At 35.2% G+C, this 9,546-nt stretch carries 8 protein-coding genes; all 8 read right to left on the bottom strand.

All coding sequences use genetic code 11. From position 1 onward, the window contains the following. Positions 1-537 precede the first annotated feature (537 nt). The 8 genes from JST56_03420 to JST56_03385 all read right to left on the bottom strand — a co-directional run bounded on the left by JST56_03420 (position 538) and on the right by JST56_03385 (position 8,868). Entirely contained in the window at positions 538-1,074 is a 537-nt protein-coding gene (locus JST56_03420) for a hypothetical protein (GenBank protein MBS1988018.1), read from the bottom strand. Between the two features lie 283 nt (positions 1,075-1,357). Next, on the bottom strand, positions 1,358-2,245 hold the full coding sequence (locus JST56_03415) for an IS3 family transposase (GenBank protein ID MBS1988017.1): 888 nt from the start codon (positions 2,243-2,245) through the stop codon (positions 1,358-1,360). Between the two features lie 5 nt (positions 2,246-2,250). Further along, positions 2,251-2,679, bottom strand: coding sequence for a transposase (locus JST56_03410; protein MBS1988016.1), 429 nt, complete (start codon positions 2,677-2,679; stop codon positions 2,251-2,253). Between the two features lie 280 nt (positions 2,680-2,959). Then, complete coding sequence (locus JST56_03405) at positions 2,960-3,622, bottom strand: hypothetical protein (protein ID MBS1988015.1); 663 nt, start codon at positions 3,620-3,622, stop codon at positions 2,960-2,962. Then, a complete protein-coding gene (locus JST56_03400) occupies positions 3,619-4,098 on the bottom strand; it encodes a DUF488 domain-containing protein (GenBank protein MBS1988014.1) in 480 nt (159 codons plus the stop codon). The genes JST56_03405 and JST56_03400 overlap by 4 nt, the downstream gene beginning before the upstream one ends. A gap of 2 nt (positions 4,099-4,100) precedes the next feature. Beyond that, a complete protein-coding gene (locus tag JST56_03395; protein ID MBS1988013.1) occupies positions 4,101-4,655 on the bottom strand; it encodes a DUF488 domain-containing protein in 555 nt (184 codons plus the stop codon). A 492-nt stretch (positions 4,656-5,147) separates the two neighbouring features. Beyond that, positions 5,148-7,655 (bottom strand): T9SS type A sorting domain-containing protein, encoded by a 2,508-nt coding sequence (locus JST56_03390; protein ID MBS1988012.1) that lies wholly within the window; start codon positions 7,653-7,655, stop codon positions 5,148-5,150. 685 nt (positions 7,656-8,340) lie between these two features. Continuing rightward, the gene (locus JST56_03385; protein ID MBS1988011.1) at positions 8,341-8,868 is read right to left on the bottom strand and encodes a hypothetical protein; all 528 of its coding nucleotides are present in this window, start codon (positions 8,866-8,868) and stop codon (positions 8,341-8,343) included. Between the last annotated feature and the right edge of the window lie 678 nt (positions 8,869-9,546).

The following is a 9,546-nucleotide window of genomic DNA, read 5'->3' as shown; positions in this document are numbered from 1 at the left end:
CTTGCTATTTAGCACTTTTAAATATTCTATTCTTGCATACTAATTTTTGTCCCATTAAACAATATGATTCCTTTTTGAATTATTCTTACCGTAATATTTCTAGCAAAGTTTTAAAATGTCAACGCCATATTTTTAAACATCGTCATGAAGAAATAAACTGTTTAAATTAACGTCAGCGTAAATAATGTGAGTTCTATATTGTAAGATATTCCGAGTCTCGTAAAATAAATATTTCCAACAGCTATAAGTTTTCAAAGGTCTTTCTTGTAAAATGCATTGAATTGAAAAGAGGATTGTCTGCTATTGCGTGTAACGTTGAGTATTTGCGAAGGCAGGGAATTCATCGCTGGTCCAGCCTGGTACAAATGTTCAATTGATAATATTTTGTTGAAGTTACCAACTAAAAGCCAAATTTATAAATGTCAGCCCGAGCCACTGCTGATAGTAGCACATAGCTGATGTTACATTGTCCAGCCCTGCTTTTGCAAATACTATTGTTGTAAGCCGTTTTCTTTTCTTGAAGAATTGAGTGAAATGTCAATTGCTACTTTCTAAATTTTCCTGTCTAATTTCAACTTTCTTGGCTGCCAGTAAAATCCATTGTCGTAATCTGTCCACAATAAACTTATGTGTCACACCAGAAGCAGTGTAAATATTAAGACCATTTTCAAAAAATCCAAGCGTTTTGTAGGTGTCAGCTTTTTTTAGGTCTTCTAGGTCAATCGAAAATTGCTGCACATTTTTGTCGTTTTTGTGATTTTTAAAAATAAATCTCTTATTAGTCAGAAATAATTTACCACTAACTGGTTCTGTCCCACTTGTATAGTTAGCAGGAGTCTGAAATTGTATTTTTTCGTCCGTGTCAAGGTCAACCGAAACAGCGTCAAGCACATATTTGGCAACTGAAAATTTGTAAAATAGAATAGAGTTGAGAATTCCTAAAATTACTCCTCCAACAAATCCAATTATCAAAGCTTCAGGAAAGCTAATGTTGTCAACCCAATAGCTGATGCCAGTCATAATTATAAAAAATGTCACCCCTTGAACAGCTCCATAATTAACTATTCGTTTCATGTAATTGTTCATGTCGCTCTAAAATATTTTTGAGGTTCGGTCAAATGTGCCTCGTCCTGATTTAGGTTGACTCTTTTTCACGTTATCCACAGCGGGATAAGATACCTGTGTTTTACGTTTTGCTTTTAGTTGTTCATCTTTGTTTTATCAGTTGAAGCAGACCTGGTGTTTAGTTCCGGGGAGATCTGAAGCCAGGAAGGAATAAACTGATGCTGTGGAATGATTCTTCATTTTGCTAAAGGTTGTCTTTAACAGGCAACCTTTTTTGTTGTCATTCTTCAGCCTATGCCTTTACCAAATCTCCCCATTGAAGTGCTTTACGGCGGTAAGTTTTCCAAACCCGTCTTAAAGTACCTGTGCATTGGTAAGCCTCGTGGGGTGTTAACCATTGCACACTTCTGTGTGGCCGCTGCCGGTTATAAAACTCAATGAACTTTTTAATCTCTGTTTTTGCTTCATCAATATTACAAAAATTTATTTGCCTGTCATCGGTAAATTCTTCCTTGATGGTTTTATGTACCCGCTCGGCTACTGCATTCTCCAGCGGGTCACCGCTTTGTGTCATGCTGATTTGTATCTGATGCTTTTGCAGCAGCTTTACGTATGCATGGCAACAGTATTGTACGCCTCTGTCGCTATGATGAATCAATGGCAGGGTCTTATCCTTTCTGCTTTTTACAGCCATTTTTAAAGCATCTATACAGCCTTGTACGCTTAATGATTCATGTACACAATAGCCAACTACTTTCCTTGAATATAAATCAGTAATCACACTCAGGTAACAAAACTTATCCTGTGGCTTTAGCCACAAATACGTGATATCTGATACCCATATTTCGTTACAACGCAATGCTGTAACGGATTCTATTAAATTTTTATAACGGTTAAAATGATGGTAACTACAGGTTGTTTTCGTTCTGCAACGTTTTGATTTGATGAGCAAATGGTTGTTTCTAAGCAGGTCAAAGAACTTATCCCGCCCCATTTTTATGTCGTGGGCCTTCATTTCTTTCAGGAGGCTTTGGTGCAGGTTTCTGCCGCTGCCCCGTTTCCATATTTCACGCTTCTTTTTGATTAGCCCAACAATAACTTCTTCCTTTACAGAGGTCCCGGCGTTTTGATGCAACTGCTTATAATAAGCCTGTTTACTTCGTCCAAAAACGCAACACATTTCGCTTACTTTTTCTTTTGGCCTTTGCTTTTGGAAGGAGTTGATTGTTGGGCACCATACTTTTTTACAATGTCGATATTGAACTTTTTCTCCGCAATCTCAATGGCATGTTGCCACAGATCGGCACGTAGCTCTGCCACCCGGAGCAGCTCTTTCAACTCTTTGTTTTCTTCTTCCAGCTTTTTGTCGTGGATGTTCTTTTTCATTTCGGCAAAGTTAGCAAGGGGAGCCGTTCTTTTTTCATACCCCCGCAGACCACGGCTTTGGTTTATCCAGTAAAGGATGGTGGCATTGCCCCTGATGCCATAAATCAGCGAAGCCTGGCGCTTATTGAGTTTACCACTCAATACTTCATTAACGATTTTCTGTTTAAAGGCTTCGGTGTAGAATAATTTTTGTTCACCTCGCCGGTTGGAGCTTTGTTTTTTACTCATTTTCTGTCCTGTTTTTAGTTGACTTATCCACTTTTTGGGAGTCAACCTATTTCAGGACTATACAATGACCGCTAACGTTCGAGTATTTGCGAAGGCAGGGAATTCATTGATTGTCCAGCCCGGTACAAATGCCCATTTGAAAATATGTTGTTGAAGTTATGAACTAAAGTTGAACATTGAACGTCGAGCCGGAACTACTGCTGATGTCTGCATATAGCTGATGTTACATTGTCAAGCCCTGCTTTTGCAAATACTTTTGTTGGGCGTTCGTTTTTATTTTTCAAAAAGGTAGGTCATCATGTTCATCTGAATGTATTCCTAAGTCGTACCACCCCGAAAGTTGTAGCCAACACTTTGGTGTTTCACCTTCTTCAAAAGATTTCCATCTTGCTAATGATACTCTTATTAAAGTACCCGCAGGAATAACTTCTACTGGCTCGTCTAGTCCTTTGTATTTAATACTTCGCCAACCGCTAGATGAAGGATATTGATATCTTACTCCTTTGTATTCTTTTTTTCTTAAATCTCTGTCGCTTATCCAAAAGCCGACACTATGTTCTGGAACTCCACCGTCCTCGTCAATATATCCACTGCCACTTGCAGTCCATTGAATTAAATTGTCAAAAAGGTTGTCAGGATGTCCACGCCAAATTGGGATTTTCCGCTTTTCTATAAAGTCTTTAATAGTAATGTCGTCCTTTAAGCTACCTTTTCGTGCTCTATTTTTCACAATGATATCTTCAACATGAGGCGGTACATTATGAGGACGTTCTGTAAATTCAATTTCCCATGCTTGCTTAGGTTCTAAATCGGTATTCTCGGGTTGATTATGTCCATCTTCATCAAGAAGCCTTACATATCTCCCTTTGAGAGTTAAGCCGCCGACACAAACTTGATTATTATTCATTTGTGTTTTAGAAAGAATTATGACAACTTCCTTCATAGGTGACTAATTTTGTAATTGAAAGTGTTTTGAAGTTTATCCGCCACAATAGAACGGTGGCAAGCCTCTGGATGTTCCTCGACACAGAAAAGTGCAATTCGATTTGCTCCAATATTGTCAAGATTGTCAAAAAACCTCTCAAAATCAAAGTTGCCTAATATTTTATTTTTGTATTCAATTATAAAGACCTTCCCTAATTCTTGTCTTTCGCTTTTAAGCTCTCCTTTTTCAGCGTCAATTTCTTTTTGCAATTCACGAATTTCTGTTGTTGGTGCTAAATCTTGAACATAGCCATATTTAATGCCTAGGTCATTCAGTTTTTCTTGAAGTCTGTTACTATTTATGAAGGAATACTTTGCACCTCTCACACCTCTACGTTGTCTTATATCGCAAAATGTATCAATATTGTTTTGGATAAGTTTATCGAAAAACTCTTTTTCTGTAGAGTTGTAAACACCGATTGTAAAAAATTCCATGCTTATTGATAGGCTTTTCTTGATGTAGCGTTTAAAGGATTACCAAACAAGTCAATTGCAGAAAGCCCTTTGTTAAGTTCGTTTATCACAGTTGCTTGGTCTTTAACTTTTCCGTTTTCGTCAATGTGTTTTAAAATAATATTGTCTGTGTTTAAAACTTTGCCAATTAATTTACTTCTGTGGCATTCACAAGGCTTACTCTCGCTACACATAATTACAACATTGATGTCTTTACTGTAAGCTGTTTTTAACCTTTCGATTCCATTAATGAAAAAATCCTTTGTCTTTACTACTTCGTAATCAACTTTTCCTTCACTGTCGTAACAAGATGTGTCTTTAGGTCTACCGCCAATATTGTCGCCCATAAAAACGTACTTTATTCCGTTACGGTCTAAAAGGAATTTAAGGTCATTTTGATTGTATTGCGGATTAAATTTTGAATATGGTTGGGAACGAACATCAATGAGGTATTCAATGCCAAATTCCTTCAGCAAAGCAAGAAAGTCTTCCGACTTTCTATTGCCGTGTCCGATAGTATAAAGTGGCTTTTTTGTCATACCTCAAAAATACGAATAATTTGTCTTTTCGATGCTCTTTAATCAACGGACTGCCGCTTTAAAATGCCGCCTAACGTTTGAGGCTTGCTGCAGTGCTGGTATTTGAAGCTTGTCCTGCCGGAACCGAAGCCCAATTTATAAATAAAATGTTGAAGTTGTAAACAAATGTTCAATAGAATTCCGTCCGCTGGAACCAAAGCCGAACAAAGATAAAATGATGAACTCTTATTCGTCTGCCAGCATTGTAGCAAGCCAATGTTGTATGAATTTGAGAATTATATTTAATTATTCTTCTGAATAAGGAATGATTAAAAAATAAGAATATGCTTTTTAAAATAATTTATTTCAATTTTAATTTCAGATATCCCAATTATTTTATTTAAAACTAAAAAAATTATTCAGAATAAAATTAGACACTCTAATAAAAAAGTCTGCCTCTCAAAATTCATTAATCGAAGGCAGATTTTTTTGAGCTTCATAATTCATCTCCATTTAACGTTGAATCACCATTTTCTTGATTCCTTTTCTGCCTTCATTTGTTATACCTTCCACAATATAAACTCCATTAGGCAACATGGATATATCTAGACTTATTTTTTTGCCAATAGCATTGAGTTTCTGAAAAACTCTTACTCCATGCTGATTATAAATATTTATTGTTAAACTAACAGCACTTTTCACTCCCTTTGAAGCTGTACTTTGCCCATCGTTGTCACCATAACTTATTGTAACAGTGGAAGAAGCCGGATTAGGATTTAGTCCCATTACAAAGCCCCCATAATTAGGTATTATTACAACTGTACGAGTAACAGTTACATTATTACATGTCGAAGATTGCTTTTTTAAACTTAATGTATAATATCCAGTAGAAGGAAAACTTATAATGGGAGTTGGTCCAAAGTATTGACTTGTCGGATTATTATTTGGAGGAGTTAGTTTCCATGTATAAGTAAATGGGCCATAGTCACTGCTAGTTTCGGATGCTTGAAAATAATATGAAATATTTGGATAACCTGCAATCAACTCTTCATTTGTTTGAGGGTCGAAGGGACCGGCGGGATAAGGAGGCTTTAATCCCAGTTCTACAGTTTTCAACCCATTTCCTATATTACAGCCATTAGCGTCAGTAATATTTACTACAATTGTATAAATTCCATAAGTTCCTTTATAGGTGCCAACACTAATTTCATTAGGTGTACTAGGATTAATTAAATTCACAGATCCGGTTGGAGATACTTGCCAGTTATATATTGCTCCGATAGTAAATGGAACGGTATATATTCCGCCACAAGCTTTTTCAGGGCCGGTTATTGATATTGGCAATGCGCAAATATCTTCGCAGGTATTTGTTTGCAAAATATTTTCCATCTCATTATAAATCCACTTTGCGTTACGTCGAGTATAATCTGTATGTCCAATATTATATTGTTGAACAACAGGGAAATATTCTTGAGCAATAAATTTATCCACCCTTGCGATACCAAGCCCATTTTGCACAAAGTTGAAACTGGTGTTAAGAGAAGTTCCTTCAGGAGCGTCTAAGGAACTAGTTGTGCTTACAAAAGAGAAAACATCCTGATTTATAGTTAGACTAAGTCCTGCATCGGCAAATACAATGGGACTAATCCAAAAGGGAGTTTGAGCTTCCAAGCCTCCAGAAAGAGCTGCACTAGCTCTTGACCTTATACTTTGAGTACCTCCAGGACTTCCATCCCAATTAACATAATTATCTGGATTTTGCTTTTGATCTTCTTTCATTGTCTTCCAGCCAAAGCCTATACCGAGAATTTTTATACGCCTTTCAAATTTGTAATTTAAAATTGTTGCTGATCCTGATACCGGTAAAGATTTTATATTTGTGTTAAGCCAATACTGAGAACCAAATATTATTCCTCCCCAAACTCTAAAAATTGCAAAAGTAGCATCCTGATTAGCCATTGAAATATTGCTTCCATCAAAAACATTTATACCACATTGACTTCCTTGTGATGTTGCAACAAATTTCCAAGGCCTTTGATTTGCAGGTAGATCAACCATTTGATGGTACACATTATTTGAGCCATTTAAAAAAGTATTAAAAACAGTACCCACACTATGATCCATTATTAATGGGAATGAGGGATTGGGTGTTGCGATATCGGTTGCTCTTGCCTTAAGCAATTGTTGGGTACTTGGTTTTTCATTTAATTTTAAAAAGTCATTTAAACTTTCTTTTTGATCCTTTATATATGTTCCTAAAACACTGGAATAGGCGAGGTCATATAAAAAATATTGAAATCCCAATGGCACATTTGCACCTTGATGAGGACTATCATGAGTTATTAGCAGTTTAGTATCAGTACTATTGAAATTTGCTCTTGTCATTTGTGCGAGGCAATATCTAGCAACAAGCCCACCCATACTTACACCTAATACTACATTTTTTTCTGTGCTGCCAATACTTGCTTTTTGACTATTAACCCACTCAATTACTCTTTGTAACATTAGAGCATTGTCTTGTATGCTACGCATTGTGTTATAATTTACAAAAACAAGGTCATAACCAGCAATATCATCTAAATCATGCATAAAATCATAATTATAAGGTATAGGAGCATTGAAAAGTTTAACCCATTCTCCATTTTCTGTTTGATTTAAATTGTCTATCCTTATCAAATTCAACAAATTATATCCCAAATCTTCTCCGTAATTATTACCAAGGAATTTAAACCCACTTTTTCCGTTAACATCATACCCTTCAACATATATTAGTGGTTTGCGCAATTTGCGTAAAGCGGGGTTTGAATAATTGCGAGTGGGATTTCTTAAACTATAACGAATTTGAAGTTTATCTTGAAAATCGCTATAAGCAGAAGCATTTGGAAGGGTTTTAATATCAATAGTTGTTTTGTAAGGATCGGTATCAATATATCTTTCAGCCGTTATATTTTTCACTTTTACATTAATACTACTATTGCAATACAGTGTTAGCCCATTACTTAATGTTGCTTTAAATACCACTGGCTTTACCCCGGTACTATCAGAATAAGTCTTAGATATTCCTGCCGAAGTAATTTTAATGTACCCTAAACCATCTTTAAAATCTACATATAAACCCGTTAAGCTGGCAGAGGTATTTGTAAAATAAAGATCCGTACTAAATTTTAGAGTAACCGTATTAATAAATTACCTTTCTGAAACAGAAGCTGCAAAAAGATTATTGGTTTGATATGGAATTTGGGAACGGCCAGCTACGTCGTAAAATTGTTGGTTTGTTAAGGTTAATAAATTAGAACTAAGAGAATTTGGTTTAAGCGATGCATATTGTCCATAAAGTACGGCCACAGTTGAATTGCCTTTTGACCTACTAGTATCAATTAAGTTATTAACAGCAGGTAATGAAATCATTTGAGGAAAAGAAGATATTATTTTTGATGTTCACAAATCAGAGTAAGCATATCGCCAAATATCTAAGTTTTCAATATTATTACTGTCGCTCAACAATCCGTTAAGACAATTTAAAGGCAAAAACATACTACCATACTCTTGCAAATATCCTGTTGGAATTACCGTCTTGTTTATGTTAAAGAAAATGCTATCCAACTTATCTCTTAAAGGATCCCCAGATTGACCAAAAGAAACTATAGATAAAAATATTGTAATCAGACTAAGTAAAAACTTTTTCATATAGGAGTATTTAGGTTAATTAAAGTTTTATATCAAATCGTCCATCGGTGATATAAACAGTGTCACAACCCAGTTTAATTGCATTGAAGTTAAAAGTACCACTAATTATTCTGTTGTTTACATTCAAGTTAGTAATTACTCCTAAGCCATTTGCAATAACGGTTGTATCAAGACTCCCCATTCCGCACCCTGGTATTATGTCTATCCACCCAACAGAATAACTAAGTTTTGACGGGATTTCAAAATTGCCAACAGAAGAAATATCGCTAAATAGTAAATAAATTGATCCAACTATTTGGCGATCCTTAAATCTATTGGCTTCAATTGACAAAAATGGCCTTCCCTGCAAATCGTAATCATAAATAACATGAGGGTTAGCACGTCCCGTACCATTATATCCTTTAGGAACAAACACTTTCCCGTTAATTCTACACCCAAAAGTTCCGGCACCTGTATGAGTAGCTGGGGGCAATTGTTCTTCTATTGTGTCTGTTTTTTTGCAGGAAAGAAAAAGTATTAATAATAAGGGGAATAATAATGCTTTCATAAGTTGGGTTTTTAATTGTATAAAGTTACTTTTATTTTGAGGCAATAATATTTTTTTGCAATATTTCTTTTCCTTTTTTATTAGAAAATATATTTATCTTTTCCAAAAAACGATAATTCAAAAAATATAATTTTAATTAACCATTTAATATAAGTCAAACCCCTTTTCTATATTTCTATTTTCTGATAGCAAACATTCGACTTACAAGTTGTTTTAACTTCTAAAAAAGTTAATTACTTTGTTTGAACGAAAACTTTTAAATAATGTTCAGCAAATACAATTCTTATTGTAGGTCTTATCAACAAAATTCTTAAAAAGAATGGGTATCACTATAAAAAAAATTCTCCAAAATCCCCTATTACAATCTTATTTAATAAAAATATTTCAGTTCTTATTTCTAAACAATATATTATGTCTGCCCTAAACTTTGTCAGAATTGTGCAGCGAAGAAATAAATATTGTAACTATTTAAAAAGTCTATTACAATTTCATATAACGCCCGGGGCTTTATGCAGGTGGGGATTAGTATTCCTTCAGCCCAACCGACGGTAAGCCCATTTTTTATTTGATTGCTGAAAGTATGAATAAATGTTGATAGTAAAATGTCTGCCTACCGCTGCCCAACAAAGAACTACTGCCCAACGAGTTCCGTCCCGCCCCACTTGCATAAAGCCCTTG

The organism is Candidatus Dependentiae bacterium, from assembly GCA_018266175.1.
In the GTDB taxonomy this organism is placed as follows: domain Bacteria; phylum Babelota; class Babeliae; order Babelales; family RVW-14; genus JAFEAY01.
Note: the sequence above shows the minus strand (reverse complement) of the source record. Positions and strands in the feature narration are given on the sequence as shown.